We start from the raw sequence: 26,407 nt of genomic DNA, 5'->3' as shown, positions 1-26,407 counted from the left end.
GCGGCGGCGCTCAGCCCGGGCGCGGCAGGGCACGGTAGGATCGACTGTCCCGGCTCCGGGTCACCTCCCTCGCTCTGACAAGGATCATCCATGGCGCGCGCCTTCCGTTCCGACCTCCGCAACGTCGCGATCGTCGCGCACGTCGACCACGGCAAGACGACCCTGGTCGATGCGATGCTGCGACAGACGGGCTCCTTCGGCGAGCACGCGCACGTGGAGGAGCGCGCGATGGACTCGAACGACCTGGAGCGTGAGAAGGGCATCACGATCCTCGCCAAGAACACGGCGATCACCTACAACGGCACGCACACCGAGACCCCGATCACGATCAACGTGATCGACACCCCCGGCCACGCCGACTTCGGCGGCGAGGTCGAGCGCGGTCTGTCGATGGTGGACGGCGTGGTGCTGCTGGTCGACGCGTCGGAGGGTCCGCTGCCGCAGACGCGCTTCGTGCTGCGCAAGGCGCTCGAGGCCAAGCTCCCGGTCATCCTGCTGGTCAACAAGACCGACCGCCCCGACGCGCGCATCGCCGAGGTCGAGGGCGAGGCCCACGACCTGCTGCTCGGGCTCGCGAGCGACCTGGTCGACGACGTGCCCGACCTCGACGTCGACGCGCTGCTCGACGTGCCGGTCGTGTACGCCTCGGGCCGCGCCGGTGCGGCGTCGCGCAACCGCCCCGCCGACGGCTCGCTGCCGGACAACGACGACCTCGAGCCGCTGTTCCGGGCGATCCTCGAGCACGTCCCCGCGCCCGAGTACGACGACGAGGCGCCGCTGCAGGCGTGGGTCACGAACCTCGACTCCTCGCCGTTCCTCGGCCGTCTCGCGTTGCTGCGCGTGTTCAACGGGCGTATCCGCAAGGGTCAGACGGTCGCCTGGGTGCGCCACGACGGCTCGCACTCCAACGCCCGCATCACCGAGCTGTTCCTGACGCGCGCGCTCGAGCGATACCCGGCCGAGGAGGCCGGCCCGGGCGACATCGTCGCGATCGCCGGCTTCGAGGACATCACGATCGGCGAGACGATCGCCGATCCCGAGGACGTGCGCCCGCTGCCCGCCATCACGGTCGACGAGCCGTCGATCTCGATGACGATCGGCACCAACACCTCGCCCCTGGTGGGCAAGGTCAAGGGCCACAAGCTCACCGCGCGCATGGTGAAGGACCGCCTCGACCGCGAGCTGATCGGCAACGTCTCGATCCGCGTCGTCGACATCGGCAAGCCCGATGCCTGGGAGGTGCAGGGCCGCGGCGAGCTGCAGCTCGCGATCCTCGTCGAGAACATGCGGCGCGAGGGCTTCGAGCTCACCGTGGGCAAGCCCCAGGTGGTCACCCGCAAGGGCGAGGACGGCAAGATCGAGGAGCCGTACGAGCACCTCACGATCGACGTGCCCGAGGAGCACCTCGGCGCCGTCACGCAGCTCATGGCCGCCCGCAAGGGCCGCATGGACGGCATGACCAACCACGGCACCGGCTGGATCCGCATGGAGTTCATCGTGCCGTCGCGCGGCCTCATCGGCTTCCGCACCGAGTTCCTCTCGATCACGCGCGGCACGGGCATCGCGAACGCGATCGCGCACGGCTACGGCGAGTGGGCCGGTCAGATCGTGGCGCGCGAGCGCGGCTCGATCGTCGCCGACCGTGCGGGCGTCGCGACGCCGTTCGCGATGATGGCGCTGCAGGAGCGCATGACGTTCTTCGTGCAGCCCACGGACGAGGTGTACGAGGGCATGGTCGTCGGTGAGAACACGCGGTCCGAGGACATGGACGTGAACATCACCAAGGAGAAGAAGCTCACGAACATGCGCTCGTCCACCGCCGACGAGCTCGAGAAGCTCACTCCGCCGCGCCAGCTCTCGCTCGAGGAGTGCCTGGAGTTCGCGCGCGAGGACGAGTGCGTGGAGGTCACGCCCGAGGCCGTCCGCATCCGCAAGGTGATCCTCGACGCGACCGAGCGCGGCCGCGCGGCGTCGCGCCTCAAGCGTCAGGGCTGACGTGCCCACTCCCGAGTTCGTCCTCCGCCTCCGGGAGAAGGTCGGGCACGAACTGCTGTGGCTGACGGGCGTGACGGCGGTCGTGCTGCGCCGTGGTGACCGCGGCGACGAGGTGCTGCTCGTGCGCCGCACCGACAACGGCTGGCTGACGCCCGTCACCGGCATCGTCGATCCAGGGGAGGAGCCGGCGATCGCGGCCGTGCGCGAGGTGCTCGAAGAGGCCGACGTCGTCGCGGAGGCCGAGGTGCTGTCGTGGGTGCGCGCGTTGCCACCCATGACGTATCCCAACGGCGACCGGTCCCAGTACCTGGACCTCGTGTTCCGCTGCCGCTACGTGTCGGGGGAGCCCTCGCCGGCGGACGGCGAGAACAGCGAGGCGTTCTGGTGGCCGCTCGACGAGCTCGACGCGCTGGATGACCTCAACGCCGACATGCGGGACCGGATCCGGCAGGCGGCCACGGGCGGCGAAGTGGCCCGCTTCGAGCGGTCGTGACCCTCGGTAGGCTCACACGGGTGAGTTCGCCGCGCCCTCCCGTCACCGCCGAGACCCGGAGCGCATGGCGACAGGGCATCGCGGTCGCGGTCGCGACGAGCGCCTACGGTGTGTCGTTTGGGGCGCTCGCGGTGGCCGCGGGACTCGACGTATGGCAGACGTGCGTGCTGAGCCTGCTCATGTTCACCGGGGGGTCGCAGTTCGCCTTCGTCGGGGTGATCGCGTCGGGCGGTCTGGCCGCCGCGCCCTCGGCGATCGCCTCCGCCGTGCTGCTGGGCGCGCGCAACGTCGCCTACGCCGTGCGCATGAACCCCGTCGTGGGCACCTCCTGGGGCGCGCGCGTCGCCGCGGCGCCCTTCACCATCGACGAGTCCACGGCCGTCGCGCTCGCCCACACCGAGCCGCGCGCCCGGCGCATCGGCTTCTGGGTCACGGGCGTGGGCATCTACATCGGCTGGAATCTGACGACGCTGGCCGGCGCGCTGCTCGGCGACGTGCTCGGCGACGTGCGCGCCTACGGCCTCGACGCCGCGGCCGCCGCGGCCTTCCTGGCGCTGCTGTGGCCGCGATTGCGGTCGCGCCAGGCGATCGCGGTGGGAGTGGCCGCCGCGGTGGTGGCCGCCGCGCTCACGCCCGCGCTGATCCCCGGGGTCCCGGTGCTCGTCGCCGCGGTCGTCGCGGTCGTCGTCGGCTGGTTCAACTGGCTCGGGCGCGACGACGCCGCGGACGGCGCCCCACCCGGCACGCCCCGGAAGGGGAGCGCGCGATGACGCTGTGGACGCCGATCCTGATCGCGTCGATCGCCTGCGTCGTGCTCAAGATGGCCGGATACCTCACCCCGCCCGCGTGGCTGGAGCGGCCCCGCCCGGCCCGCATCACCGACCTGCTGACGGTCGCGCTGCTGAGCGCGCTCGTGGCGGTGCAGACGCTCGGTGACGGACGGGCGATCACGGTCGACGCCCGTGTGCCCGCGCTCGCTGTGGCGGGGATCCTGCTGTGGTTCCGGGCGCCCTTCCTCGTCGTCGTGCTCGCGGCAGCGGTGGTCGCGGCCCTGCTGCGGGCGGCGGGCCTGGCCGCGTGACCGGCGCGGGGCGCCCTACGCTGGAGGGATGCGCGTGAGCTGGCCGAATCGGATCGCCGTGGGCGCGCTGGCTGTCGCGGCCGGCGCGGTGTTCGGCGTCGCCGGGACGATCGCACACGCGTACACGGCCGGTCCGCTGCCGGTGGGTCTCGTCCTCGCGCTCGTCGGGTGCGGCGCGCTGCTCGTCGCGCTCCGCCTGCTCGTGGAGGCGCGCTGGGTCACCTGGGCGGCCGGCTTCGCGATGATCGCGCTGCTGGCGGTGTACTCGGGGACGGGGCCCGGCGGATCCGTCGTGGTGCCGCAGAGTGCGCCGGGGGAGTTCCCGCTCGGGCTCGTGTGGAGCTACGCGCTTCCCGGGGTGGTCCTGCTCGTCGCGGCTTGGCCCGACCCTGCGCGGCTGCGGACGGGTCCCGCGGCCGGGCCCGGGACGCGGCGGACGGGAGATGCCGCCGGCTCGGGGGACGTCCAGTCGGGGACGCGTAGAATCGACCCGTGACTTATGTGATCGCTCTTCCCTGCGTGGACGTCAAGGACCGTGCCTGCATCGATGAGTGCCCGGTCGACTGCATCTACGAGGGCGATCGCATGCTCTACATCCACCCGGACGAGTGCGTGGACTGCGGCGCGTGCGAGCCGGTGTGCCCGGTCGAGGCGATCTACTACGAGGACGACCTGCCGGACGAGTGGCAGGACTACTACAAGGCGAACGTCGAGTTCTTCGAGGAGGTCGGCTCCCCGGGAGGCGCGGCCAAGGTGGGCGTCATCCCGAAGGACCACCCCGTCGTCGCGGCGCTGCCGCCCCAGGGGAACGAGCACTGAGCCGTGCGCGGTGAGCGCCGATCGCCCGGCGCGACCGCAGGTGCTGCGCGGAGCGACCGAAGGGACCCGAAGTGAGCGTCCGCGACCTGGCCGACTACCCGTGGGACGCGGTCGCCCCCTACGCGGAGCGCGCCCGCGCGCATGAGGGGGGCCTGTGCGACCTGTCCATCGGCTCCCCGGTCGATCCGACGCCCGCGGTGATCCGCGAGGCGCTCGCCGAGGCGACCGACGCGCACGCGTACCCGCAGACCGTGGGCACCCCGCCGCTGCGCGAGGCCATCGCGGCGTGGTACGCCCGTCGCCGGGGCGTCCCGGGCCTCGAGCCCCGTAACGTGCTGCCCACGATCGGCTCGAAGGAGCTCGTCGCGCTGCTGCCGACGCTGCTGGGTCTGGGGCCGGGCGACACCGTCGTCCACCCGCGCGCCGCGTACCCCACCTACGAGGTCGGGGCGCGGGTCGTCGGCGCCACGCCGCTCGCCTCCGACGATCCGGAGGAGTGGCCCCCCGGCACCCGCCTCGTGTGGATCAACTCGCCCGGCAACCCGGACGGCCGCGTGTGGGACGTCGACGCGCTGCGCCGCGCGGTCGAGCGCGCCCGCGAGCTCGGTGCCGTGATCGCAGGCGACGAATGCTACGCGGAGCTCGGGTGGGACGCACCGTGGGATGTCACGCCGGTGCCGAGCATCCTCGATCCGCGGGTGATCGGCGACAGCCGCGCCGGCGTGCTGAGCGTGTACTCGCTGAGCAAGCAGTCCAACCTCGCCGGTTACCGCGCCGCGTTCGTCGCCGGGTGCGCGCGCATCATCGCCGACCTGCTCGCCGCCCGCAAGCACCTCGGCCTCATGCCGCCCGCGCCCGTGCAGCACGCCATGACGGTCGCGCTGCACGACGACGCCCACGTCGACGAGCAGCGGGAGCGCTACCGCGCGCGCCGGGAGCTGCTCCGGCCCGCGCTCGAGGCGGCCGGCTTCCGCATCGACGGCAGCGAGGCGGGGCTGTACCTGTGGGCGACCGAGGGCCGCGACGCGTGGGAGTCGATGGGGCGGCTGGCGGAGCTGGGCATCCTGGCCGGACCCGGCGTCTTCTACGGCCCGTTCTTCCCGCAGCACGTGCGCCTGTCGCTCACCGCGACGGACGAGCGCGTCGCGGAGGCGGCGGCGCGCCTGCGGTCCGCGGCGCCGCGGTGACGGGCGCCGCTTAGAGGTTTCCGCAACGGATCCGACCGGACTTCGGCGAGTGTCACAGGTGCTCTCCGTGCCCGATAGGCTGTACGGGGTGGTCCCGGATCAACGGAGCGCCGCCCGAGGACGCGCCGGCGTGGAACATGGCGGCGCGCCGACTCCCTTGAATGCGACACCAATCGCGACATGCAATCGCAAGGAGGCGCCGTGAGCGACGCGGGACAGCTGCCCGACAAGGCCACCCTGACCATCGGTGACAAGACCGCCGAGTTCCCGGTACTGCCCGCCGTGAGCGGTGCATCCAGCATCGACGTGTCCACGCTGACGCGCCAGACGGGCTACACGGCCCTCGACTACGGGTTCGTCAACACCGCGGCCACGAAGTCCGACATCACGTTCATCGACGGTGACCAGGGCATTCTGCGCTACCGCGGCTACCCGATCGAGCACCTGGCCACGCACTCGAGCTACCTCGAGGTCGCGTGGCTTCTCATTTACGGCGAGCTGCCCACCCCGGAGCAGCTGGAGCGCTTCGACGACCGCATCCGGCACCACACGCTGCTCCACGAGGACCTCAAGGAGCGCTTCTTCACGGCTCTGCCGCACACGGCGCACCCCATGGCCGTGCTCTCGTCGGGCGTCTCGGCCCTGTCGACGTACTACGAGGACGAGTCGGACCCGGCCAACCCCGACCACGTCGAGCTCAACATGGTGCGCCTGCTCGCCAAGCTGCCGGTGATCGCGGCGTACGCGCACAAGAAGAGCGTCGGCCAGGCGTTCCTGTACCCCGACAACTCGCTGAGCTTCGTCGACAACTTCCTGAAGCTGAACTTCGGCGTCCTCAGCGAGGAGTACGAGGTCGACCCGGTCATGTCGCGCGCGCTCGAGCGCCTGCTGATCCTGCACGAGGACCACGAGCAGAACGCGTCGACGTCGACCGTCCGCCTCGTCGGCTCGACCGGTGCCGACCAGTTCGCCTCGATCTCGGCCGGCATCCACGCGCTCTCCGGTCCGCTGCACGGCGGCGCCAACGAGGCCGTCCTCACGATGCTCGCGCAGATCCGCGACTCGGGCCAGGGCGTGCAGCGCTTCGTGGAGAAGGTCAAGAACAAGGAAGACGGCGTGAAGCTCATGGGCTTCGGGCACCGCGTCTACAAGAACTACGACCCGCGCGCGAAGCTGGTCAAGCAGTCCGCCGACGAGGTGCTGGAGGCCCTCGGCGTGCACGACCCGCTGCTCGATCTCGCCAAGGAGCTCGAGGAGATCGCGCTGAACGACGACTACTTCAAGGAGCGCCGTCTCTACCCGAACGTCGACTTCTACACGGGCGTCATCTACAAGGCGATGGGCTTCCCCACCCGGATGTTCACGGTCCTGTTCGCGATCGGCCGGCTCCCGGGCTGGCTGGCGCACTGGCGCGAGCTGCACCAGGACCCCAAGACGAAGATCGGCCGTCCGCAGCAGCTGTACACGGGCTCGCCCGAGCGCGACTACCCGGGGGTGTAGTCGTCCCTCGGCCGCTCAGGCGTGCAGGGCGGGGTTGAGGGTGACGCCGACGCCGGTGCGGCGGCGGGCCTCGATCGCGCCGGTGAGCGAGTTGCGCAGGTAGAGCAGGCCGCTCGATCCGGAGAGCTGGGCGCCCTTGACCACGCGCGGGGTGCCGTCCGCCGTGACCGGCTCGTCGGCGAGGACGACCTTGGTGCCGGCCGTCAGGTAGAGCCCCGCCTCGACGACGCAGTCGTCGCCGATCGAGATGCCGACGCCCGCGTTGGCGCCGAGCAGCGACCGCGCGCCGATCGCGACACGGTGCTTGCCGCCGCCCGAGAGCGTGCCCATGATCGAGGCACCGCCGCCGATGTCGCTGCCGTCGCCCACCACGACCCCCTGGGAGATGCGGCCCTCGACCATCGAGGCACCGAGGGTGCCGGCGTTGAAGTTCACGAAGCCCTCGTGCATGACGGTCGTGCCGGGCGAGAGGTAGGCGCCCAGGCGCACACGCGACGCGTCGCCGATGCGCACGCCCTCGGGCGTGACGTAGTCGGTCAGGCGCGGGAACTTGTCGAGCGAGACGACCTGGACGCCGTCGCGCTGGAGGTAGGGGCGCAGCCGCGTCGCGTCGTCGGGGTGCATGGGCCCGGCGTTCGTCCAGGCGACGGTCGGCAGGTGACCGAAGATGCCGTCCAGGTTGAGCTCGTTGGGCCGGACGAGGCGGTGGGACAGCGCGTGCAGGCGCAGGTAGGCGTCGGGTGTCGACGCGGGCGGCGCGGCGAGGTCGATCTCGACCGTCACGGCCTCGAGCGTGACGTTGCGGCGGTCGTCGGGCGCCGCGAGCCGATCGAGGTTGTCGTACTCGTCGGTCGTGCTGTCCGCGCGTCCCTCTCGCGGAGCCGGGTACCACGTGTCCAGCATGGTGCCGTCCGCGGCGATCGTCGCAAGGCCAACTCCTGAGATCCAGCGCTCATCCATGCCCTCCATCCTAGGGACGATGCCCGGCCCTCCCGGTGCCGCCCGACGCGCGGGGCGTGCGCGCACTCCTAGAGTGGAGGCATGCGCGCGCTCGACCTCACCGCCTCCTCGCCCGACATCACGCGGGCGATCTGCGACATCCCGAGCGTGTCGGACCACGAGGGCGCGCTCGCGGACGCCATCGAGCGGGCGATCGCGCCACTGCCGCACCTGGAGGTGCATCGCGACGGCGACACGATCGTGGCCCGGACCGACGCCGGGCACGCGCAGCGCGTCGTCATCGCGGGGCACATCGACACGGTGCCGATCAACGGGAACGTGCCCACGCGGGACGTGACGATCGACGGCGAGCCGTACATCTGGGGTCGCGGCACGGTCGACATGAAGGCCGGAGTCGCGGTTCAGCTCAAGCTCGCCGCGGAGCTGGTCGACCCCGCCGTCGACATCACGTGGATGTGGTACGACCACGAGGAGGTCGCCGCTGAGCACAGCGGCCTCACGCGCCTCGCCGCGTCCCGCCCCGATCTGTTCGCGGGCGACTTCGCGATCCTGGGGGAGCCGACGGCCGGTCTCGTCGAGGGGGGCTGCAACGGCACGCTGCGCGCCATCGTGCGCACGCACGGAGTGCGCGCTCACAGCGCACGCTCGTGGATCGGCGAGAACGCGATCCACGCGGCTGCGCCCGTGCTCGCCCGCCTGGCCGAGTACCGGCCCCGCACGATCTCCGTCGAAGGCCTCGAGTACCGGGAGGGCCTGAACGCCGTGGCCATCTCGGGCGGCGTCGCGGGCAACGTCATCCCGGACCTGTGCGAGGTGCAGGTCAACTTCCGGTTCGCGCCGAGCAGGAGCGAGGAGGAGGCGGTCGCCCACGTGCGCGGGGTCTTCGAAGGCTTCGAGGTGGAGATCGCCGACCTCGCCGGCGGGGCGCGACCGGGTCTCGACGCGCCGCTGGCCCAGCGCTTCCTGCAGGCCGTCGGAGGCGCGCCGCGGCCCAAGTACGGCTGGACGGACGTGGCGCGCTTCTCCCGGCTGGGCGTGCCGGCCGTCAACTACGGCCCCGGCGACCCGCTGCTGGCGCACCACGACGAGGAGCGCGTGCCGGTCGCCCAGATCGAGGAGGTCGAGCGGGGACTGCGCGCATGGCTGACGGCTCGCTGACCCGACCCGCTCCCGCGCCGTCCGGCTCGCGCGGCGACGCGTGGCGGCGGCTTCCGGTCGCGGCGCGCATCGCGGCGATCTACCTGGCGGCGCGGCTCGTCACGACCGGGTTCCTCCTGCTGGCCGCGCGCGCCTCGACCGCCGAGTCCCGGTTCGGCGAGTCGCCCTCGCTCGGGGACTTCGTGCTGGGATGGGACGCCCAGTGGTACTGGTCCGTCGCCGTCTTCGGGTACCCGGCGGTGCCGCCCACCTCCGATTCGGGCGACATCGCGGAGAACGCGTGGGCGTTCATGCCGGTGTATGCGCACGTCGCGAACGCGGTGGGGCTGGGCTCGTGGGGCGCCGGCGCGCTCGCCGTGTCGCTCGCGTCCGGCTACCTCGCGTGTCTCGTGCTGTACCGGCTGCTGCGGCTGCGGCAGGACGAGAGCGCGTCGCTGTGGGCCGTGGCCTTCTTCGCATCCGCCCCTGTGGCCGCGATGTTCCAGGTTGGCTATGCCGAATCGCTGTTCCTCCTGCTGCTGTTCTGTGCCCTGCTGTGCGTCGCGCTGCGGCGGTGGTGGTGGCTGTACGGCGTCATCCCGGTGCTCGCCTTCACCCGGCCGGGCGTGCTCGCGCTCGCGCTGATGCTCGGTCTCTACGGCATCTGGCGCTGGCGTCGTCGTGCGGTCGACCCGCTGCCGGGGGCCGAGATCGCGCACATCGTCGCGCTGGGCGCGCTCGCGACGGCCGTCGGCTTCGCCTGGCAGCTGATCGCCGGCGCGGTCACCGGCAATCCGCAGGCGTACCTGGAGACCGAACTGGCGTGGCGCCGCGCGTGGTCCGACGCGTTCGGCGTGTTCGTGCCGTTCGAGGGCTGGGTCGAGGCGGCCGGGATCTGGTTCCGGCTGTGGGGGATGCCGGCCTGGATGGGCTACGCCGCCCTGGTGCTCCTGGTGGCGGCGGTGGTCGGGATGTTCTTCGCGCCTCCCGTGCGCCGGCTGGGCATCGAGGTGCGCCTGTGGGCGGCGAGCTATCTGCTGTATCTGTTCGCCGTGTTCTTCCCCCAGTCGAGCACGTTCCGGCTGCTGCTGCCGCTGTCGCCGCTGTGGGGAGCCGTCGCGGCGCCGAGGTCGCGCGCGCTGCGCGTGTCGGTGCTCGCCCTGTGCCTCCTCGGTCAGGCCGTGTGGATCGCCGCGATGTACGGCTCGGGGAACCGGTTCTGGCAGATCCCGTGAGCGGCGCCCGCCCCGGTTCGGGACGACACCGCGCGGAGTGTCGCCGGCGCCGTTGGGCCGCGCGGGCGCGCTGACGGTAAACTCGGCGTGGGAGTCCATGACGAAAGGGAGCCACGATGGCAGCCATGAAGCCCAGAACCGGTGACGGACCTATGGAGGCCGTGAAGGAGGGGCGCCTCATCATCGTGCGTGTCCCCCTCGAGGGCGGCGGTCGTCTCGTCGTCTCCGTCAACGACGATGAGGCGAAGGAGCTTTACGGTGTGCTCGGCGAGGTCGTGAACGCCTGACCGACGTCGTGAGAAGAGGGGCCGGATCCATCGGATCCGGCCCCTCTTCTGTGCGCGGTCACTCCGTGACCGTGGTGAGCTGCAGCAGGCCCTCGCCGGTCGTGGACAGCGCCGGGATCACGGCGGGGGAGGACTGCGTCTCCTGCAGCAGGGTGCGGTACGCAACCGTGAGCGGGTCGCGCTGCACGGGATCGGCGACCCGCGCGTTGAGCACGCGCGGCACCAGGACCGTGCCGCCCGCCCGCGCGAGCCGCAGGCCGTGCGCGACATAGTCGATGACGTTCTCGGGATCGGCGTCGACGAGCACGATGTCGTAGGACGCCTCGTTCATGCGGGGAAGCACGTCCGCGGCGCGGCCCGTGATCATGCGCACGCGCGATGACGGCACCTTGGCGTGGGTGAAGCCCTGGCGCGCCGCGCCGAGGTGCTCGGGCTCGTTGTCGATCGTCGTGAGGACCGCCCGCGGCGCGCCGCGCAGCAGCCACAGGCCGGACACGCCGGCGCCCGTGCCGATCTCGATGATCGAGCGGGCGGCGCTCGCGGCGGCGATGACGGCGCACTGCGCGCCGACGCCCGCGCTGACGGGGGCGGCTCCCAGCTCGAGGGCATGGAGGCGGGCGCGGGCGATGTGATCTGGCTCGATCACGGTCTCGCGCGCGAAGCGCGCGATCGCGTCCTGGTCGCTCAATGGAACCTCCTGAATCGGCCTCCAGCCTACGGTTCGGCGGCGCGGGGAACGCGCAGGCGCGGCCGGTACGCTGAATCCATGTTCTTCGGGCTCACCTTCGAGAAGGTGCTGGTGATCGGCGTGATCGCCGCTCTCCTCATCGGTCCGGAGCGGCTGCCCCGGTATGCCGAGCTGCTGGCGCAGTTCGTCAAGCGCGCGCGGGACTTCGCGCAGGGGGCGCGCACGCGGGTGCGCGAGGAGATGGGCGACGAGTTCGACGAGGTCGACTGGCGCAAGCTCGACCCGCGCCAGTACGACCCGCGCCGGATCATCCGAGAGGCGCTCCTGGAGGACACCCCGCCTCCCTCCGCGCCCTCGCCGGCCGTCGCCGCCGCAGTCGCTCCGCCGCGGCGGCCGCCCGTCGCCTACGAGCTCTTCTCCGCGGATGCGCCGCCGCCCTTCGACTCCGAGGCGACCTGACCCCACCCGTGGGGAGCGATCAGCGGACGGGCGCGACCGGAAGCCGACGGCCCGCGAGACGGCGCGGCTCGGCGGCGATGCGCTCGGCGAGGCGGACGATCTCGGCGGCGGCCGCGTCCCCGGGGTGTGCCACCACGACGGGCTCGCCGGCGTCGCCGTCCGCTCGCAGCGCGGGGCTGAGGGGGATGGACGCGAGCACGGTCACCTCGTCTCCGGCGGCGGACAGGGCCGCGGCCACCTCGGCGCCGCCGCCCGAGCCGAACAGGTCGAGCGCCGTGCCGTCGGGCAGCGTCATCGACGCCATGTTCTCCACGACCCCGATCACGCGCTGACCCGTCTGACGAGCGACGAGACCGCTGCGCACGGCGACGTCCGACGCCGCGGCCTGCGGGGTGGTGACCACGAGCACGTCGGCGTGGGGGAGCAGCTGCCCCACCGAGATGGCCACGTCGCCCGTGCCGGGCGGCATGTCGAGCAGCAGCACGTCCAGGTCGCCGAAGTACACGTCGGTGAGGAACTGCTGCACGGTGCGGTGCAGCATGGGGCCCCGCCACGCGACCGCGCCCTGGCGGCCGCCGGCGGCGCCGTCGCCGCTCTGCAGGAACATCCCGATCGAGATGGTCTTCACCCCGTGCGCGACGGGCGGCAGCATGAGCTGGTCGACGCGCGTGGGCTGGGCGATCTCGCCGTCCTTCGCCAGCCCCAGCAGCGGCGGGATCGAGAACCCGTGCACGTCGGCGTCGATCAGCCCCACGGCCAGGCCCCGCTGGGCCAGCGCGACGGCGAGGTTCGCGGTGACCGTGGACTTGCCGACGCCGCCCTTGCCGCTGGTCACGGCGATCACGCGCGTGAGCGAGTCGGGTCCGAACGGCATGACCCGGGCCGGGCGCAGCCGGGCCGTGAGCGCCTGCCGCTCGGCGGGCGTCATGACCCCGAGGTCGACCGCGACGGATCCGACCCCCTCGACGGATGCCGCGGCGCGGCGCACGTCGGCCTCGATGCGGTCGGCGGCCGGGCACCCGACGATCGTCAGTGCGATCTGCACGCGCACGTCGGAGCCGTCGGACTCGACGGCGCGCACCATGTCGAGCTCGGAGAGGGGGCGGCGCAGCTCGGGGTCCGCGACGGCGCCGACGGCCGCGCGGACGCGCTCGGCGAGGTCGCTCATCCGCGCTCGTCCCGCGGCGGCGCCGCGTCCCGATCGGCTCGCGCGTCGAGCTCCACCAGGAGCCCGCGGAGCTCCTCCCGTAGCTCTTCGCGCAGGGCTTCCCGGCTCACGACGCGCTGCTCCAGGTCACCCAGGGCGAGGCGCAGCGCGACGATCTCGCGTGCGAGGTACTCCGTGTCGGCGAGGTTGCGCTCGGCGCGCTGCCGGTCCTGCTCCATCTGCACGCGGTCCCGGTCGTCCTGCCGGTTCTGGGCGAGCAGGATGAGCGGCGCGGCGTACGACGCCTGGAGCGAGAGCGCGAGCGTGAGCGCGGTGAACCCCAGCGCCGAGGAGTCGAAGCGCCACGCCTCGGGGGCGAGCGAGTTCCACAGCATCCAGAGGAGGCAGAACAGCGTCAGCCCGATCAGGAACGCGGGGGTTCCCATCGCCCGCGCGATCCACTCCGTGGCGCGTCCGAACCGGTCCCGGTCCCGTGCGGGACCGGCGGAGGCCAGGCGCGGCTTCCGGCCCCGCACCGCCTCGGGGCGGGCGGTCTCGCGCGGCGACATCAGCCGCGTCCGATCGTCGGGATCGTGCCGGTCGTGGGAGCGGGCGGCAGCGGCGCGCCCGCGTCGTGCGAACGCCAGTCGTCGGGCAGCAGGTAGTCCAGCATGTCGTCGACGCTGATGGCTCCGACCAGGCGCCGCGCCTGATCCACGACGGGCAGCGAGACGAGGTCGTAGCTGGCCAGCAGGCGCGCGACCTCGGCCGCCGTGGCCGTCACGGTCACCGGCTCGAGCGTGTCGTCGAGGATCGCGCCCACGCGCTCGTGCGGCGGGTAGCGCAGCATGCGCTGGAAGTGCACGGCGCCGAGGAAGCGGCCGGTCGGCGTCTCGTACGGCGGCAGCGTGACGAACACGCTCGCGGCGAGGGCCGGGTGCAGCTCGTGGCGTCGGATGAGCGCCAGCGCCTCGGCGATCGTCGCATCGGCCGACATGATGATCGGTTCGGTCGTCATGAGGCCGCCCGCGGTGTCGGGGCCGTAGCGCAGCAGCATGCGCACGTCCTCCGCCTCGTCGGGCTCCATGAGCTGCAGCAGCTCCTCGGAGCGCTGCGGCGCGAACTCGGCGAGCAGGTCGGCGGCGTCGTCGGGCTCCATGGCGTCGAGCACGTTCGCGGCGCGCTCATCGCCGAGCTTCTCCAGGATGTGCACCTGCTCGTCCTCGGGCATCTCCTCGAGCGCGTCCGCGAGCCGCTCGTCCGAGAGCTCCTCCGCGACCTCGATCATGCGCTCCTCCGGCAGATCCAGGAGCGTGTTGGCGAGGTCCGCGGGATGCAGTTCCGCGAAGCTCGCCGCGAGGGCCTCCGCCGACTGCGCCTGGCCCGGGGTGTGCTGCTCGCGCACCTCGTTCCACGCGGCGAACGTCGTCGGCCCCTTCGCGAACGGTGACGCGCTGGTCTTGGGCTTCCTCAGGAAGAGCTGCCCGATGGCCCAGTCGCCCACGCGGTTCGGCTCGATCGCGACGTCCTCGATCACGGCGGATCCGCTGCCGTCGACGAAGTGGACCCGCCGGCCGACGACCTCCGCCAGCACGCGCACCTCGTCGGCCCTGGGCTGGAAGCGACGCACGTTGATGAGACCGGTCGTGATGACCTGGCTGGACGAGATCGAGGTGACGCGCCCGATCGAGACGAACACCTGACGGCGTCCCGGGATTTCGCACACGAGGCCGATGACGCGGGGCGCCGCGTTGCTGCGGTAGACGACCACGACGTCGCGCACCTTGCCGAGCCGGTCTCCGGCGGGGTCGAAGACGGGGCAGCCGGCCAGGCGTGCCACGAAAACCCTCTGGGTGCTCATGGTCCCAGAGTAGTCGCGCGGCCCTGCGCGCGGCCGCGGCGCCGGAGGCCCCGCGCCGCGTCAGGGGTACAGCGGGCGGGAGCGTGGGCGCGCGGGCGGGGCGCGGGGCCGTCCAGGGGCCCGCGGGGTGCGCGTGCGAGAATGGCGCCCATGAGCATGATGGCCGGGATGGGGCGCACGTTCGAGGTCGGCGAGACCGTCGCGAGCTTCAAGGAGTACGAGGCCGCGCAGAAGGCGGTGTCGCGTCTCATCGCGTCCGAGGTGCCCGCCGCCGACATCGCTATCGTGGGCACCGCGCTCCGGTCGATCGAGAAGGTCACCGGCCGGCTCGGGTACGCCCAGGCGGCGTGGTCGGGGGCCGTCAACGGCGTCCTGCTCGGATTGCTGTTCGCCGCCATGGTCGTGATCTGGTCTCCCGGCATCCCGATGCAGGTGTTCGTCGGCATGATGTTCGTGGGCATCGCGATCGGGATGCTCGTGCGCCTGATCAGCTACGCGCTGCTGCGCCGGCGTCGCGACTTCGCGAGCGTCATGCAGGTCGCGGCCGATCACTACGAGGTGACGGTGCTGCCGCGCAGCGTGGGCACCGCACGCCGCGTGCTGGGGCCGTCCGCGCCGCCGCGCCCGGTGACGCCCTCGTCGTCTCCGTCGCTCAGCGAGCCGCCGCGCTACGGCGTGCGGATCGATCCCGCGACGCCTCCCGCGCCTGAGGCGGAGGCCCCCGAGGGTCCCGAGGGCGCCGCCCCCGAGGACGAGGGCAGGGGAGACGACCGGGGCCGGGCGTGACGGACGAAGCGCGGCGCGTCTCCGTCACGCTGCCGAAGGGCGCGTCGGCCGAGGTACCGCTCCTCATCGACCACGCCGCAGAGCCCCGGGCCGTGGTGTGCCTCGCGCACGGCGCGGGCGCCGGAATGCGGCATCCGTTCCTCGCGGGACTCGCGGGCGCCCTCGCCACGGCGGGTCTCACCGTCGTGCGCTTCAACTTCCCGTACGTCGAGGCGGGGCGGCGCATGCCCGGACGCCCCGCGGACGCCGTCGCGACGTGGCGCGCGGTCGTCGAGTCCGCCGCCGGCGAGGGGCTGCCCGTCTGGGCGGCGGGCAAGTCCTACGGCGGCAGGATGGCGTCGATGGCGGCCGCTGAGGGAGGTTTCGGAGTCGCCGGCCTGGCGTATCTCGGCTATCCGCTGCATCCGCCCGGCAAGCCCGAGCGGCCGCGCGCGGAGCACCTCCCCGCGATCGATCAGCCCCAGCTCTTCGTCGCGGGCGAGAACGACCCGTTCATCCAGCCGCGCTCGCAGTTCGACGAGGTGGTCGCGACGTGCCGGGACGCGACGGTCGAGTGGGTCGCCGACGCGAACCACTCCTTCGAGGTGAAGGGACAGCGTCGCGGCGCCGACGTCATCGGCGCGCGACTCGCGCCCCTCATCGCACGCTTCGTCCGCTGATCCACGCCTCCACCTCGTCCGCTGTGCGGGGGATGCCGGCCGAGAGGTTGACGGGACCGTCCTCGGTCATCAGGATGTCGTCTTCGATGCGCACGCCGATGCCGCGGTACTCCTCCGGGACCGTCAGGTCGTCGATCTGGAAGTACAGGCCCGGCTCGATCGTGAAGACCATCCCGGGTTCCAGGACACCGTCGTAGTACATCTCGCGACGGGCCTGCGCGCAGTCGTGCACGTCGATGCCGAGGTGGTGACTCGTGCCGTGCACCATGTAGCGGCGGTGGTGACCGCCGCGCTCGCCGTCCAGGGCCTCCTCGGCCGTAACCGGCAGCAGACCCCACTCCGCGGTGCGCCGGGCGAGCACCTCCATGGCGGCCTCGTGCACCTCCCGGAACTTCGCTCCGGGCCGGGCGGCGCCGAACGCGGCGTCGGCGGCTTCGCGCACCGTCTCGTAGATGCGGCGCTGGATGGGCGAGAAGGTGCCGCTGACGGGGAGCGTGCGCGTGATGTCGGCTGTGTAGAGGCTGTCGACCTCGGCGCCCGCGTCGATCAGGATCAGGTCTCCCGGGAGGACGGCGCCGTCGTTGCGGGTCCAGTGCAGGTAGCACGCGTGCGGGCCCGACGCGGCGATCGTGTCGTAGCCCTCCCAGTTCCCGTCGCTGCGCGCGCGCCGGTGGAACACGCCCTCGACGACGCGCTCGCCCCGCGGGTGCTCGATGATGCGGGGCAGCTCGCGCACGATGTCGTCGAATCCGTCCGCGGTCACCTGCACGGCCAGGCGCAGCTGCGCGATCTCGTACTCGTCCTTCCGGAGGCGCAGCTCGGAGAGGAAGCGCGTCAGCTCCGCATCCTCGTCGACGACCAGATCGCCCTCGCGCGTCTCGAACGCGTCGATGTGAGCCGTCGGGATGCCCAGCTCGCCCGCCACGCCGGGAAGCGCCGGGCGAGGGCCGATCCAGAACTCGCCGATGGCGGCATCCGAGTAGAACTCCGCGGTCGTGCGGTCGGCGCGCTCGCGGAAGTACAGCGTGACGTCGTGCCCGCCGTCGACGGGGTCGAACACGAGCACGGCGCCGGGTTCGGAGTCCGCGGCCCAGCCGGTCAGGTGCGCGAACGCCGAGTGCACGCGGAAGGGGTAGTCGGTGTCGTTGCTGCGCTGCTTGAGCGTGCCGGCCGGGATCACGAGCCTCTTGCCGGGGAACGCCTCCGACACGGCCCGCCGCCGCACGGCGGCGTACGGCGCCTGCTCCCGCAGCGGGGGCAGCTGCTCGGGGCGCTCGGCCCATCCCTCGGAGATCGTGTCCAGGAAGCCCTGCGGATAGGGCTGACGGCGATTGACGACGCCCTCGGTCGTGGCCGCCTCGGTCCTCTCGGTCGTGTCGCTCATGCCTCCAGTGTCTCACCGACCGCTGACACGGCGCCGGGTGCGCGGCGACCGCTTTCGTATGCTGGAGCGATGCACTCCGCGACCCGTCAGCCGCTCACGGCGCTGGGCATCGACCTGGCCTTCGTGATCGCGTTCGTGGCGCTGGGACGCGACACGCACGGCGACGCGGCGCTGGTCGACCCGGTCGGCTATCTGGGCGCGCTGTGGCCCTTCGGCGTGTCGCTCCTGCTGGCATCCGCGGCGGTCGTGGTGCTGCGGGGCCGGACGGACGGGATCGCCGCCGGACTGGTCGTGTGGTTCGTGACGCTCGGCGGGGGGATGCTGCTGCGTGCCGTGTCGGGACAGGGCACGGCGCTGCCGTTCGTCATCGTGGCGGCCGTGACGCTGCTGGTGACGCTGGTGGGCTGGAGGCTCGTCCTGGCCGTCGCGCGCCGCGTGCGCGCCGCCCGGGCCGAGCGCCGCTGAGAGCGGTGCCGGTCAGCCGACGGGCTCGAGCTGCACGACGAGCGGACGGTGATCGCTGCCCGCGCCGTCGAGGTTCGTGAGCACGACGGATCCGGTCGCCTCCCAGTGCTCGGAGTGCATCACGTGGTCGATCGGTGCGGACAGCAGCGCGGGAACGTCCGTCGGCCAGGTGCCGATCGCGCCGTTCCCGGTCGTCGCGGCGGCGTCGCGGCAGTAGCCGAGGTCGCCGCCGCCCAGGCCCAGGGACGCCATGTGGTCGAGTGTCGCGTTGAAGTCGCCCGCCACGATGACGTTCGCACCGGCGGGGCACTGGTCCGCGATCCAACGCAGGTCCTGCTGCCACACGTCCATGTAGGCGGGTCGCGGCGCGACGGCGTGCACCGCGACGACCGTGGGGCCCGTGCCGTCCACCGGCATCACGACGGCGCTCGGCAGCAGCTGCGTGTTGCTGGATCCGTCGTCGGACGACGGGATGACCGCGTAGTCGCCGAGCTCGGGCGAGATCAGGATCGTCGTCACCCACGAGTGCGGGCCGAGCTCGATCTCCTTGTTGTACTGCACGTGGTGCACCCACATCGGGCGGCCCAGCTCCCGCATCTGCACGGCGACCTCGGTGCCCACCCGCTCGGCGGTCTCGGGAAGCGCGACGATGTCGGCGTCCATCGCGACCGCCGTCTGCGCGATGTCGTAGGCGCCCGTGGCCTCGCCCGCGGTGTTCCAGGTCATGACGCGGATGCTCGTATCGGTCGCGGCGGGCAGCGACGCGCCGTAACCGCGCATGCCCAGCGTGACGCCGCCGGCGATCGCGCCGACCGCCGAGACGAGCGCCATCACCATGGCGAAGCCGCGCAGCGGGCGGGCGATCGCGAACAGCAGGAAGACGAGCGTCAGGCCCGCGAAGCCGGCGACCATGACGCCCCGGAGCGAGACGATCTGCGCGAACGGCGCCGTCTGCTCGAGGCGGAAGAACTGCGGCCACGTGACGGCGGCGGTCGCGACAGCGAACAACGCCGCGGTGAGGAACCCGAGCAAGCGCAGCACGCCTCGACATTAGGTCGATGACCTGGGAAAGCGGCGGATGCGCGCGGTGGGCGCGCCCAGTTCGCGCGGTCTACGATCGGGATGTGGGCGACGGTGACGGCAGGCGGCGGTTCTCGGGGCCGAGCGATCTGCACCTGCACTCGCTGCGCTCCGACGGCACGGAGCCTCCCGCGGAGGTGGTCGCGTCCGCGCACCGCCACGGCCTGCGGACGATCGCGCTGACCGACCACGACACGACGGCGGGCTGGGCCGAGGCGGCCGAGGCCGCGACGTCCCTCGGCATGACGTTCCTGCCGGGCATGGAGTTCTCGGCCAAGCACGAGTGGCGGAGCGTGCACCTGCTGTCGTACCTGTTCGACCCCGACGACGCGGCTCTGCGGGAGGAGATCGAACGCATACGCGGCGACCGCGTGGGGCGGGCGGAGCGCATCGTCGCGAACATCGCCCGCGACTACGACCTCACGTGGGACGACGTGCTGGCCCAGACGACCCAGGACGCGACCGTGGGCCGGCCGCACATCGCCGACGCGCTGGTGGCGCGCGGCCTCGCGCAAGATCGCACGGAGGCGTTCGCCGGCATCCTCCATCCGCGAGAGGGCTACTACGAGCCCCACTATGCGCCGGATCCGTTCCGCGTGGTCGAGCTGGTCACGCGCGCGGGTGGCGTGGTGATCGTCGCGCATCCCACCCCCGCGGGCCGCGGGCGCATGATGCCCGAGCCCGTGCTGCACGCCCTGATCGACGCCGGTCTCGCCGGTTTCGAGATCGAGCACCGCGAGAACACCGAGGCCGGCAAGGCCACCCTCCGCCGGATCGCCGCGGCGCGCGACCTCATCGTCACGGGGTCGAGCGACTACCACGGCCGCGGCAAACCGAACCTCCCCGGCGAGAACACCACGGCCGACGCGATGGTGCAGCGCATCATCGACCGCGCCTCGGGCACGACGCCGGTCTACCCGGCCTGACGCGGCGGCTTCCGGCCGTCCGCCCGACGCCTGGGCGTTGACTAGCGCCGGTGCAGTTCACTAGGCCGGGGAGCGCTAGTAAGCCGCACCGGCGCTAGTCAACGCCGGGAGTGTTACGCGCCCTGGGGGGCCTGACCGGACGGGCGGCGGCGACGGCGGCGACGGGCCGGCGCGGGCTTGCCGTCGTGGTGCTCCTTGCCCTCGCCGTCGTGCGTGCCGGCGCCGTCGGGGCGGGTCTGCGCGTCCTCGGACTGCGCGCCGTCGCCCGCTTCGCCGGACCGGCGGCGGCGGCGGCGACGCGGCTTGTCCCCGGCCTCACCCGGGCCGGCGGCGGGGCCGGCACCCTGCGAGCGTCGCTCGGTGCGCGGCTTCTCCGACTTCGGGGCGGTCGTGAGGCGGCCCTTCGTGCCCTCGGGGATGTTCAGGTCGGTGTACAGGTGCGGGCTCGACGAATAGGTCTCCGTCGGCTCCGGCTGGCCGAAGTCGAGCGCCCGGTTGATGAGCGCCCATTTGTGCAGGTCGTCCCAGTCGACGAACGTCACGGCGATGCCCGTGCGTCCCGCGCGTCCCGTGCGTCCCGCGCGGTGCAGGTACGTCTTCTCGTCGTCCGGGATCGTGTGGTTGATGACGTGCGTGACGTCGTCCACGTCGATACCGCGCGCGGCGACGTCCGTCGCGACCAGCACGTCCTTCTTGCCCGCCTTGAACGCCGCCATCGAACGCTCGCGCTGCTCCTGGCCCATGTCGCCGTGCACGCCGCCGACGTTGAAGCCGCGGTCGCTCAGCTCGTCGACCAGGCGCTGCGCCGCGCGCTTGGTGCGCGTGAAGATCACGGTCTTGCCCCGGCCCTCGGCCTGCAGGATGCGGGCGATGATCTCGTCCTTGTCCAGCGAGTGGGCGCGGTAGATGATGTGTTCGATGTTGGCCTGGGTCAGGCCCTCGTCGGGATCGTTCGCGCGGATGTGGATCGGGTTCGACATGAACCGGCGCGCGAGCGTGACGATCGGACCGGGCATCGTCGCGCTGAACAGCTGCGTGTGGCGCACCTGCGCGACCTTCTGGAAGATCTTCTCGATGTCCGCGAGGAAGCCGAGATCGAGCATCTTGTCGGCCTCGTCGAGCACGACCTCGGTCGCGTTCGAGAGGTCGAGCAGACGCTGCCCCGCGAGGTCGATCAGCCGCCCGGGCGTGCCGACCACGATCTGCGCGCCCGCCTTGAGCTGGTCGATCTGACCCTCGTAGGCCTTTCCGCCGTAGATCGCCACCACGCTGGTCGAGCGGTTGGACGTCAGCAGGTCGAGGTCCTCGTAGACCTGCACGGCGAGCTCGCGCGTCGGCACGACGATGAGCGCCTTGACGCCCGGCTCCGGGTTCAGGCCGAGGCGCTGGACGACGGGGATGCCGAATCCGAAGGTCTTGCCGGTGCCCGTCTTGGCCTGGCCGATCACGTCCTGACCGGGGAGGGCGAGCGGGATGGTCTGCTCCTGGATGGGGAACGCGTCGACGATCCCCTTCGCGGCGAGGGCGTCGACGATGTCCTGGTCGACGCCGAGGTCGGAGAAGGTAGTCACGATGTGATGAGAGCCTGTCTGCAGCCTGCGCTGCACTGAAGAAGTGCGATCCACGCCCTTGTCAGCTCCAGGCGCGGCGGCCCCGATCCGTCGCCGGGGACGCCACCAGCCTAGCGGAGCGACCTGAACGCTCCCGGGCGGCGGCGCTGTGGGGCGGCGCGCTCCCCACGACGTAGGCTGGGCGCCGTGGTGAACTGGTTCTTCCGGCGCCGGCGCCCGCCGGCGCGGATGCTGCGCCTGCGGCCGCGCGGCGACATGGGCGATGCGAGGCGCGTCGACTTCGAGGAGCTCGCTCCGGACGTCGAGACCTTCCTGGGGCAGGCGGCGTACCTGCAGCTGGGCTACTTCGAGACGCTCACGCGGCTGATCCGCGCGACGCCCGAGCTGGAGGAGAAAGAGGCGCTGTCGCTGGCCGCCGGCGCCGCGCTCGTCAAGCACCGCGCCATCGTGGACATCATCCGCGACCGCGGCGACGAGCCGACCGAGATCATGCGCCCGTTCCAGGACCAGCTCGACGCGTTCCGCCGCGCCACGGTCGGAGCACGGCCTCGGGAGACCATGCTGTCGGTCCACATCACGGCGGGCATGCTCGACGACTTCTACCTGGCGCTCGCGTCGAGCTACGGCGAGACCGGGCGACGGGTCGCCAAGGTCCTGAGCGTCGGCAGCGACCGCCAGCAGATCGTCGAGCTGCTGCACGGGACGATCGAGAGCGACGAGGAGATGCGCTCGCTGCTGTCCCTGTGGGCCCGCCGACTGGTGGGCGACACCCTGCTGATCGCGCGCGCCGCGCTGCGGCCCCAGCGGCTCGGGAGCGACGACGAGAAGAAGGTGGAGCCGGTGTTCACCGCGCTCATGGCCGCGCACGCGCGGCGGATGGACGGGCTGGGACTGGCCGCGTAGGTTCCCGGGGGTGCGCCCCGGGCCCGGGAGGAGACGACATGCTGCAGCTCGCCGACGTCGTGATCGTCGTCCTGCTCCTCGGAGCGCTCGTGGCGGGCCTGCGAGCGGGTCTGTTCTCAGCGCTCGGGTCGCTGTGCGGTCTCGTCGCCGGTGGCATCGCGGCGCCATGGCTGCTTCCCCTGATCGCGGATGCCGTGCCCGACCGGGAGTGGCGCGGCATTGCGATCGTCGGCGGCGCCGTCCTGCTGCTCGCCGGGGGAACCGCGATCGGCGCGGTCATCGGCGTGCTCGTCCGCCGCGGCGCCGATCGGCTGCGACTGCGGGTGGCCGAGCGCCTGCTGGGCGGCGTGCTGGGAGTCGTCGCGGCGGCGCTCGCGATCTCGCTCGCGGGGTCGGGGATCGCCGCGGCCGGCATCCCCGTCGTGTCGTCCTCGGTCGCGTCGTCCACCGTGCTGCGGACGATCGACAGATTCACGCCCGAGCCCATCGCCGAGGCGTTCGCCCGGCTGCACTCGACGGTGCTCGGCGACGCGCTGCTGCCCGCGATCGACGGCCTGCTCGACGACGCCGACCTGTCTATCGCGCCCCGCGCCGACCAGATCGACACGAGCGATCCCGCGCTCGCGGAGGCCGGACGGTCCGTGGCCCGCATCTCCGGCGTCGCGTACGCGTGCGGCACGAGCTCCACGGGAACGGGCTTCGTGGCGGCGGAGGGCCGGGTCGTGACGAACGCGCACGTCGTCGCGGGCGTCGACACGCCGGTCGTCGAGCTGCCCGGGCGACCGGCGCGGGACGGCCGGGTCGTGTACTTCGACCCCGTCGACGACCTCGCGGTCATCGCCGTCGACGTCGACGCGCCACCCCTGAGGATCGTCGAGCCGCTCGAGACCGGAGCCGGTGCCGTCGTGCAGGGCTACCCGCACGGCGGACCGTTCCGCACGGTGCCGGCGGGTATCGCGGGAGTGGGAACGGCGCCGATCGCCGACATCTACGGCGGGGCGCCCTCGGAGCGGGCGCTCTACACGCTCGCCGCGGAGATCGCACCGGGCAACTCCGGCGGCCCGCTGCTCACCGAGTCCGGAGCGGTCGCGGGCGTCGTGTTCGCGCGCGACGAAGTGCGCCCGGACGTCGGCTACGCGATGACCACGGCGGAGCTTCTTCCCGTGCTCGCACAGCTCGACGGCTCCGAGGAGCCGGTCGAGCCCGGGCGCTGCATCCGCCGCTGACCGCCTCCCGAGCGATCAGGCGACACCTAGGCGGCGCGCCTCCGCCTCGTCGTGCGCGGCGCGCACGCGGGTGAGCAGCAGCGTCCCGCCCACGGACACCGCAACGGCGGCGACGAGCGAGATGACCCACTGCCACGGGTTCGCCTCACCGAGCCCCGCCCACGTGCACACGCCGTACGCCACAGCGCCCGCCGCACCCGCCAACGACGGGGCGAGCGCGACGCCGCGCAGCGGCCGGCGAGGCAGCGCGAAGTGCACGGCCACGCCCAGCGCGACCGCGGCGATGAGGGCCAGCAGGATGTACACGCGCGGCTCAGGCCACGAAGCCGACGCGGCGAGACTCCTCCGTGCCGACCTCGATGAACGCCAGGTTCGCCGTCGGCACGATGTAGGAGTTGCCCTTCACATCCGTGAAGCTGAGGTGGCTGTCGCCCTGGTCGAGCGCCGACGCGATGGTGGACTTCACGGCCTCGGCGCTCTCCGACGTCTCGAAGCTGAGCTCGCGGCCGGTGTTCGTGATTCCGATGCGGATCTCCACGGATGACTGCCTTTCGTCGCGCCTCGGCCCGGAAACGGACCGTACCGTCAACTCTAGGGCAGTTCGTGGTCTGTTCTTTTTCCGCCTACGGTCTTCTTTTTCTCCCGCTCGTCGGGCCCCGGTGGGGCCGCTCCTCGGGGGAGGCGCTTCGCTTTGCTGCGCGCGTCGGCGCTTCGCGCCTGGTGGCGGGCGCACTCGCGCCCGCACTGACGCGCTCGCGCCGGGTTGAAGTCGGGGCGGGGTAGAGCTTGGTTGCGACTCGCTTCGCTCGCTCAACCCGTTTCGACTCCGCTTCGCTCCGCTCAACGACCCGGAGGTCACGTGACGTCCAGGTCCGGTCGTTGAGCGGAGCGGCGTAGCCGCGGAGTCGAAACGGGCTGAGCGGAGCCGCGTCAGCGGCGAAGTCGAAGCCGGGGTTGGTGGTGTTTCTTTTTCCTCCCGCTCGTCGGGCCCCGGAGGGGCCGCTCCTCGGGGGAGGCGCTTGCGCTTCGCTTCAGCGCGCCGGCGCTGCGCGCCTGGTTGGCGGGCGCACTCGCGCCCGCACGCTCGCTTCGCTCTGTTCTTTTTTCTCCCACGCGTCGGGCCCCCGAGGGGCCGCTCCGCGAGGGAGGCGCTTGCGCTTCGCTTCAGCGCGCCGGCGCTTCGCGCCCGCACGCTCGCTTCGCTCGCACAGGGGTTGAGGTCGGTGGGTAGGGGTAGGGGGGGGGGCGGGGGTAGGGGCTCTTGGTTGCTCGTTGAGCGGAGCGGCGGAGCCGCGGAGTCGAAACAGTGAGGATGGTGGTGGGTTCTTGGGTGGTGGTTCTGACCTGAGTCGAAACTGGCGTCGTTGACTGTCCTGAAACCGACGAGTCGAGCACGTTCCCGGGGGCCCGTGCCCTTCAGTGCCGGATGGCCGGATCGGGCGGGAGTGACTTCATAGGACCCTGCATAGGCTCATCACTGTTGTGTCCGCCCGACCCGGTGAGGTCATCCATCAGGACGTAGACCGGATGGAGACGGTTCCAGCATGACAATCACGCTCGAGACCCCGCAACCGCGACTGATCGTCGGGGTCGACACGCATCAACGCGCTCATCACGCGGTCATCATCGACACCACGGGGCGGCGCGTGGCTGATGCGGAGTTCGCTGCCTCCGCGGCTGGTTACCGCGAGGTGATGGACTGGGCCGCTGGGTATGGGCAGGTCGAGGCGTTCGGTGTTGAATCGACCGGTTCTTATGGTGCGGGCCTGACCCGGCAGCTGTTGGCCGAGGGCATGGACGTGTTCGAGGTGAACCGGCCCGACAAGACCACCCGCGCCCGGCAAGGCAAGTCCGACGCGATCGACGCAGAGCACGCCGCCCGCGCTGTCCTGGCCGGCACCGCCACGGGACGCCCGAAGGTGTCCACCGGAGTCGTCGAGGCGGTCCGGGCGCTGTTGGTGGCCCGCAGCGGCGCGGTGAAGGCCCGCACCGCCGCGGTCTCGCAGCTCCGGGACCTGGTCACCACCGCCCCGGAGGAACTGCGTGAGCTCCTGCTGCCGTTGACAACGCCCGCCCGGGTCGTCAAAGCCGCCGCGCTGCGTCCCGACCTGACCCGGTTGCACGAGCCCGCCCACGCCGCCCGGCACGCGCTGCGCGCCCTGGCCCGCCGCATCCAGGCATTGGACAAGGAGATGAAAGACGCGGAGAAAGCCCTCGCCCCGCTGGTCGCCACCGCCGTGCCCACCCTGGTCGCCCGCCCCCAGATCGGCACTCTCACCGCCGCTCAGCTGCTGGTCACCGCCGGGCAGAACCTCGACCGATTCCGCTCCGAGGCCGCTTTCGCCAAGCTCACCGGCACGGCACCCCTGCCCGCCTCCTCAGGCAAGACCCGCCGCATGAGACTCAACCGCGGCGGCGACCGGCAAGCCAACAAGGCACTCCACCTCATCGCCGTCGGCAGACTGAAAACCGACCCCTGAACCGTCCCCGGTTCTCTGCCGCTCCTATGCGGGTGCCAGCACCGGGTGGGATGGCGTTTCGAGGTCAGCGTAGTAGAC

At 72.2% G+C, this 26,407-nt stretch carries 29 protein-coding genes; 19 read left to right on the top strand and 10 right to left on the bottom strand.

The window, feature by feature from the left end; all coding sequences use genetic code 11:
• Positions 1-90: 90 nt before the first annotated feature.
• The 8 genes from typA (at position 91) to IEX37_RS14080 (ending at position 7,075) form a co-directional block, all read left to right on the top strand.
• Complete coding sequence (gene typA, locus IEX37_RS14115; RefSeq protein ID WP_188756947.1) at positions 91-1,995, top strand: translational GTPase TypA; 1,905 nt, start codon at positions 91-93, stop codon at positions 1,993-1,995.
• A gap of 1 nt (position 1,996) precedes the next feature.
• A complete protein-coding gene (locus IEX37_RS14110; protein WP_188756945.1) occupies positions 1,997-2,488 on the top strand; it encodes an NUDIX hydrolase in 492 nt (163 codons plus the stop codon).
• 20 nt (positions 2,489-2,508) lie between these two features.
• The gene (locus tag IEX37_RS14105; RefSeq protein WP_188756943.1) at positions 2,509-3,258 is read left to right on the top strand and encodes an AzlC family ABC transporter permease; all 750 of its coding nucleotides are present in this window, start codon (positions 2,509-2,511) and stop codon (positions 3,256-3,258) included.
• Positions 3,255-3,569, top strand: coding sequence for an AzlD domain-containing protein (locus tag IEX37_RS14100; RefSeq protein ID WP_188756942.1), 315 nt, complete (start codon positions 3,255-3,257; stop codon positions 3,567-3,569). Before IEX37_RS14105 ends, IEX37_RS14100 begins: the two co-directional genes overlap by 4 nt.
• Positions 3,570-3,597: 28 nt before the next feature.
• Positions 3,598-4,065 carry a histidinol dehydrogenase gene (locus IEX37_RS14095; RefSeq protein ID WP_229663287.1) on the top strand — a complete coding sequence of 156 codons (468 nt, stop codon included), beginning with the start codon at positions 3,598-3,600 and terminating at the stop codon, positions 4,063-4,065.
• A complete protein-coding gene (gene fdxA / locus IEX37_RS14090) occupies positions 4,062-4,388 on the top strand; it encodes a ferredoxin (protein WP_188756939.1) in 327 nt (108 codons plus the stop codon). The genes IEX37_RS14095 and fdxA overlap by 4 nt, the downstream gene beginning before the upstream one ends.
• A gap of 71 nt (positions 4,389-4,459) precedes the next feature.
• Positions 4,460-5,575, top strand: a complete 1,116-nt coding sequence (dapC, locus tag IEX37_RS14085) for a succinyldiaminopimelate transaminase (RefSeq protein ID WP_188756937.1) — start codon at positions 4,460-4,462, stop codon at positions 5,573-5,575.
• A 201-nt stretch (positions 5,576-5,776) separates the two neighbouring features.
• Positions 5,777-7,075, top strand: a complete 1,299-nt coding sequence (locus tag IEX37_RS14080; RefSeq protein WP_229663286.1) for a citrate synthase — start codon at positions 5,777-5,779, stop codon at positions 7,073-7,075.
• Positions 7,076-7,090: 15 nt separating this feature from the next.
• Here the strand turns inward: IEX37_RS14080 and dapD are convergent, their stop codons facing one another.
• A complete protein-coding gene (dapD, locus tag IEX37_RS14075) occupies positions 7,091-8,035 on the bottom strand; it encodes a 2,3,4,5-tetrahydropyridine-2,6-dicarboxylate N-succinyltransferase (RefSeq protein WP_188756933.1) in 945 nt (314 codons plus the stop codon).
• Positions 8,036-8,116: 81 nt separating this feature from the next.
• Here dapD and dapE point away from each other — a divergent pair, with 81 nt between their 5' ends.
• The 3 genes from dapE to IEX37_RS14060 all read left to right on the top strand — a co-directional run bounded on the left by dapE (position 8,117) and on the right by IEX37_RS14060 (position 10,694).
• Entirely contained in the window at positions 8,117-9,193 is a 1,077-nt protein-coding gene (gene dapE / locus IEX37_RS14070) for a succinyl-diaminopimelate desuccinylase (RefSeq protein ID WP_188756932.1), read from the top strand.
• Positions 9,175-10,407 carry a hypothetical protein gene (locus IEX37_RS14065; protein ID WP_188756930.1) on the top strand — a complete coding sequence of 411 codons (1,233 nt, stop codon included), beginning with the start codon at positions 9,175-9,177 and terminating at the stop codon, positions 10,405-10,407. The genes dapE and IEX37_RS14065 overlap by 19 nt, the downstream gene beginning before the upstream one ends.
• Positions 10,408-10,523: 116 nt before the next feature.
• The gene (locus IEX37_RS14060) at positions 10,524-10,694 is read left to right on the top strand and encodes a DUF3117 domain-containing protein (RefSeq protein ID WP_188756929.1); all 171 of its coding nucleotides are present in this window, start codon (positions 10,524-10,526) and stop codon (positions 10,692-10,694) included.
• Between the two features lie 58 nt (positions 10,695-10,752).
• Here the strand turns inward: IEX37_RS14060 and IEX37_RS14055 are convergent, their stop codons facing one another.
• A complete protein-coding gene (locus IEX37_RS14055) occupies positions 10,753-11,382 on the bottom strand; it encodes an O-methyltransferase (RefSeq protein WP_188756927.1) in 630 nt (209 codons plus the stop codon).
• A 78-nt stretch (positions 11,383-11,460) separates the two neighbouring features.
• Between IEX37_RS14055 and IEX37_RS14050 the strand changes: the two genes are divergently transcribed.
• A complete protein-coding gene (locus IEX37_RS14050) occupies positions 11,461-11,841 on the top strand; it encodes a twin-arginine translocase TatA/TatE family subunit (RefSeq protein WP_188756925.1) in 381 nt (126 codons plus the stop codon).
• A gap of 19 nt (positions 11,842-11,860) precedes the next feature.
• On the opposite strand, the gene IEX37_RS14045 is transcribed toward IEX37_RS14050, so the two are convergent.
• The 3 genes from IEX37_RS14045 to IEX37_RS14035 are packed head-to-tail and all read right to left on the bottom strand — an operon-like array spanning position 11,861 to position 14,849.
• Positions 11,861-13,009 (bottom strand): Mrp/NBP35 family ATP-binding protein, encoded by a 1,149-nt coding sequence (locus IEX37_RS14045; RefSeq protein WP_188756924.1) that lies wholly within the window; start codon positions 13,007-13,009, stop codon positions 11,861-11,863.
• Positions 13,006-13,557: a DUF1003 domain-containing protein gene (locus IEX37_RS14040; RefSeq protein ID WP_188756922.1), complete on the bottom strand. Its 552-nt coding sequence runs from the start codon at positions 13,555-13,557 to the stop codon at positions 13,006-13,008. The genes IEX37_RS14045 and IEX37_RS14040 overlap by 4 nt, the downstream gene beginning before the upstream one ends.
• The gene (locus tag IEX37_RS14035) at positions 13,557-14,849 is read right to left on the bottom strand and encodes a magnesium transporter MgtE N-terminal domain-containing protein (protein WP_188756920.1); all 1,293 of its coding nucleotides are present in this window, start codon (positions 14,847-14,849) and stop codon (positions 13,557-13,559) included. The genes IEX37_RS14040 and IEX37_RS14035 overlap by 1 nt, the downstream gene beginning before the upstream one ends.
• A 150-nt stretch (positions 14,850-14,999) precedes the next feature.
• On the opposite strand from IEX37_RS14035, the gene IEX37_RS14030 reads away from it, so the two are divergent.
• Together IEX37_RS14030 and IEX37_RS14025 are read left to right on the top strand one after the other, a co-directional pair.
• Positions 15,000-15,635: a YflT domain-containing protein gene (locus IEX37_RS14030; RefSeq protein ID WP_188756918.1), complete on the top strand. Its 636-nt coding sequence runs from the start codon at positions 15,000-15,002 to the stop codon at positions 15,633-15,635.
• Positions 15,632-16,294 carry an alpha/beta hydrolase family protein gene (locus IEX37_RS14025; RefSeq protein WP_188756917.1) on the top strand — a complete coding sequence of 221 codons (663 nt, stop codon included), beginning with the start codon at positions 15,632-15,634 and terminating at the stop codon, positions 16,292-16,294. Before IEX37_RS14030 ends, IEX37_RS14025 begins: the two co-directional genes overlap by 4 nt.
• Here IEX37_RS14025 and IEX37_RS14020 read toward each other — a convergent pair.
• Positions 16,272-17,678 carry an aminopeptidase P family protein gene (locus tag IEX37_RS14020; RefSeq protein WP_188756915.1) on the bottom strand — a complete coding sequence of 469 codons (1,407 nt, stop codon included), beginning with the start codon at positions 17,676-17,678 and terminating at the stop codon, positions 16,272-16,274. The genes IEX37_RS14025 and IEX37_RS14020 overlap by 23 nt on opposite strands.
• Positions 17,679-17,747: 69 nt before the next feature.
• Here IEX37_RS14020 and IEX37_RS14015 point away from each other — a divergent pair, with 69 nt between their 5' ends.
• Positions 17,748-18,143, top strand: a complete 396-nt coding sequence (locus IEX37_RS14015) for a DUF3054 domain-containing protein (protein ID WP_188756913.1) — start codon at positions 17,748-17,750, stop codon at positions 18,141-18,143.
• Between the two features lie 12 nt (positions 18,144-18,155).
• Here the strand turns inward: IEX37_RS14015 and IEX37_RS14010 are convergent, their stop codons facing one another.
• Positions 18,156-19,184: an endonuclease/exonuclease/phosphatase family protein gene (locus IEX37_RS14010; protein ID WP_188756912.1), complete on the bottom strand. Its 1,029-nt coding sequence runs from the start codon at positions 19,182-19,184 to the stop codon at positions 18,156-18,158.
• An 83-nt stretch (positions 19,185-19,267) separates the two neighbouring features.
• On the opposite strand from IEX37_RS14010, the gene IEX37_RS14005 reads away from it, so the two are divergent.
• Positions 19,268-20,149, top strand: a complete 882-nt coding sequence (locus IEX37_RS14005) for a PHP domain-containing protein (protein WP_229663285.1) — start codon at positions 19,268-19,270, stop codon at positions 20,147-20,149.
• Positions 20,150-20,262: 113 nt separating this feature from the next.
• Here the strand turns inward: IEX37_RS14005 and IEX37_RS14000 are convergent, their stop codons facing one another.
• The gene (locus IEX37_RS14000) at positions 20,263-21,720 is read right to left on the bottom strand and encodes a DEAD/DEAH box helicase (RefSeq protein WP_188756909.1); all 1,458 of its coding nucleotides are present in this window, start codon (positions 21,718-21,720) and stop codon (positions 20,263-20,265) included.
• Between the two features lie 186 nt (positions 21,721-21,906).
• Here IEX37_RS14000 and IEX37_RS13995 point away from each other — a divergent pair, with 186 nt between their 5' ends.
• Positions 21,907-22,623, top strand: coding sequence for a ferritin-like fold-containing protein (locus IEX37_RS13995; protein WP_188756908.1), 717 nt, complete (start codon positions 21,907-21,909; stop codon positions 22,621-22,623).
• A 38-nt stretch (positions 22,624-22,661) separates the two neighbouring features.
• Complete coding sequence (locus tag IEX37_RS13990) at positions 22,662-23,849, top strand: MarP family serine protease (RefSeq protein WP_188756907.1); 1,188 nt, start codon at positions 22,662-22,664, stop codon at positions 23,847-23,849.
• Positions 23,850-23,864: 15 nt separating this feature from the next.
• Here the strand turns inward: IEX37_RS13990 and IEX37_RS13985 are convergent, their stop codons facing one another.
• Both IEX37_RS13985 and IEX37_RS13980 read right to left on the bottom strand, forming a co-directional pair.
• Positions 23,865-24,155 (bottom strand): hypothetical protein, encoded by a 291-nt coding sequence (locus IEX37_RS13985; RefSeq protein WP_188756906.1) that lies wholly within the window; start codon positions 24,153-24,155, stop codon positions 23,865-23,867.
• A gap of 7 nt (positions 24,156-24,162) precedes the next feature.
• The gene (locus IEX37_RS13980; RefSeq protein WP_188756905.1) at positions 24,163-24,387 is read right to left on the bottom strand and encodes a DUF3107 domain-containing protein; all 225 of its coding nucleotides are present in this window, start codon (positions 24,385-24,387) and stop codon (positions 24,163-24,165) included.
• Between the two features lie 1,006 nt (positions 24,388-25,393).
• Between IEX37_RS13980 and IEX37_RS13975 the strand changes: the two genes are divergently transcribed.
• Positions 25,394-26,329: an IS110 family RNA-guided transposase gene (locus tag IEX37_RS13975; protein ID WP_188756904.1), complete on the top strand. Its 936-nt coding sequence runs from the start codon at positions 25,394-25,396 to the stop codon at positions 26,327-26,329.
• Positions 26,330-26,407: the final 78 nt, after the last annotated feature.

This window comes from Microbacterium album (assembly GCF_014643695.1).
Classification (GTDB): Bacteria; Actinomycetota; Actinomycetes; order Actinomycetales; family Microbacteriaceae; genus Microbacterium; species Microbacterium album.
Note: the sequence above shows the minus strand (reverse complement) of the source record. Positions and strands in the feature narration are given on the sequence as shown.

Coding starts and splice junctions, on each gene's coding strand:
- IEX37_RS14030 (WP_188756918.1), top strand. CDS start 15,000: ATGAGCATGATGGCCGGGATGGGGCGCACGTTCGAGGTCGGCGAGACC.
- IEX37_RS14035 (WP_188756920.1), bottom strand. CDS start 14,849: ATGAGCACCCAGAGGGTTTTCGTGGCACGCCTGGCCGGCTGCCCCGTC.
- IEX37_RS14060 (WP_188756929.1), top strand. CDS start 10,524: ATGGCAGCCATGAAGCCCAGAACCGGTGACGGACCTATGGAGGCCGTG.
- IEX37_RS14040 (WP_188756922.1), bottom strand. CDS start 13,557: ATGTCGCCGCGCGAGACCGCCCGCCCCGAGGCGGTGCGGGGCCGGAAG.
- IEX37_RS14020 (WP_188756915.1), bottom strand. CDS start 17,678: ATGAGCGACACGACCGAGAGGACCGAGGCGGCCACGACCGAGGGCGTC.
- IEX37_RS14100 (WP_188756942.1), top strand. CDS start 3,255: ATGACGCTGTGGACGCCGATCCTGATCGCGTCGATCGCCTGCGTCGTG.
- IEX37_RS13990 (WP_188756907.1), top strand. CDS start 22,662: ATGCTGCAGCTCGCCGACGTCGTGATCGTCGTCCTGCTCCTCGGAGCG.
- IEX37_RS13975 (WP_188756904.1), top strand. CDS start 25,394: ATGACAATCACGCTCGAGACCCCGCAACCGCGACTGATCGTCGGGGTC.
- IEX37_RS14065 (WP_188756930.1), top strand. CDS start 9,175: ATGGCTGACGGCTCGCTGACCCGACCCGCTCCCGCGCCGTCCGGCTCG.
- IEX37_RS14045 (WP_188756924.1), bottom strand. CDS start 13,009: ATGAGCGACCTCGCCGAGCGCGTCCGCGCGGCCGTCGGCGCCGTCGCG.
- IEX37_RS14095 (WP_229663287.1), top strand. CDS start 3,598: ATGCGCGTGAGCTGGCCGAATCGGATCGCCGTGGGCGCGCTGGCTGTC.
- IEX37_RS14050 (WP_188756925.1), top strand. CDS start 11,461: ATGTTCTTCGGGCTCACCTTCGAGAAGGTGCTGGTGATCGGCGTGATC.
- typA (WP_188756947.1), top strand. CDS start 91: ATGGCGCGCGCCTTCCGTTCCGACCTCCGCAACGTCGCGATCGTCGCG.
- IEX37_RS14015 (WP_188756913.1), top strand. CDS start 17,748: ATGCACTCCGCGACCCGTCAGCCGCTCACGGCGCTGGGCATCGACCTG.
- dapE (WP_188756932.1), top strand. CDS start 8,117: ATGCGCGCGCTCGACCTCACCGCCTCCTCGCCCGACATCACGCGGGCG.
- dapD (WP_188756933.1), bottom strand. CDS start 8,035: ATGGATGAGCGCTGGATCTCAGGAGTTGGCCTTGCGACGATCGCCGCG.